Origin of the sequence: Limnobacter sp. CACIAM 66H1 (genome assembly GCF_001601825.1) — a bacterium.
Taxonomy (GTDB): Bacteria; Pseudomonadota; Gammaproteobacteria; order Burkholderiales; family Burkholderiaceae_B; genus Limnobacter.
Window position 1 is genome coordinate 31917 of the sequence record NZ_LUJK01000040.1, and the last position, 1056, is coordinate 32972.

A 1056-nucleotide genomic window follows, 5' to 3' on the forward strand; every position below is an offset into this window, starting at 1 on the left:
GACCGGCACGCCGGCGATGTTCAGCACACCGCCATAATTGCTCTGGACCAACACGCCGAGAGTGTAACCGCCTTGTGTACTCGCCAGCTTGCGCGAGGCAGTGCCGATCCCTCCCTTAAATCCGAACGCCACCGTTCCGGTACCCGCGCCGACCGACCCTTCGGCGATCGCTCCGCCTGTCGCGCCTTCGATCGCGCGTCGGGCGTCGGCTACCGTCACGCGGCGACGTCGGATGTCGTTGAGAACGCCGTCGTTCGTTTCGCCGACGACCGCGTTGACCGACCGGACAGCCTCATTGCCCGGTTGAGTGAGCGTCCAATCGATCGCCGCCGCCGCGGCTTCGGGGACGTTGAGCGTGTTGGTCAGCAGGATCGGTGTCTCTGTTTCGCCGAGCTCTACAACTTGAGTAGAGCCTGCAAACTTCCCGAACGCATTGAAGGCAACAAAGCCGGCCGGAACGCGCGAGCGAAAGAGATTGCCCCCGTGTGGCAGAATCGCCGTGACGCCGGTATGGATGTCTTTGCCTTCCTCGATCGTGACGTGGCCGACCTTGACCCCGTCAACATCGGTAATGGCGTTTAATGGACCCGGCTCGAGAACGCCGATGATCACGCCAGCATCGCGGGCCCGTTCGACGGGCGGCACAGGGGCGGTCATGGCCAGAAAACCTAGCGCTGCAATCACCTTGCTCAAAATCATAGGTACCCCTTGTCAGGTCCGCGCTCGACTCCGTCAAATCAAAAATGCTGTCGAATGGCCGTGGCGAAGAAGGGGGACGGTTGATGGTCATAGGCGCGCGTACTCGGCCGCTGCAATGCGACGCGCGATGTCCCGCAAGCTCCTTTCGCGGCCTCAAGCTGTGTCCGGGCGGCCACGCCCTCGAGTATTCAGCAGCCGTGGCTGCGGCGCACGGCGTTGCATAGCGGTTTAGCGACAAATTAAGGTTCGTATGCGTTGGTTTGGAGCAAAGGCCGATCGTTCGACACGCCCTCACGTCTCCGCCAGCGTGTCGGCCACGATCCGCCACACCCGGGGATTGATGCCCAAGCCCAGATG

Annotated in this window: 1 protein-coding gene; it reads right to left on the bottom strand. The window is 62.5% G+C overall.

The features are described 5' to 3' along the window. The coding region (locus A0129_RS11675; RefSeq protein ID WP_291715171.1) for a P1 family peptidase at nucleotides 1–699 on the bottom strand (699 nt) is incomplete at its 3' end. Between the last annotated feature and the right edge of the window lie 357 nt (nucleotides 700–1056).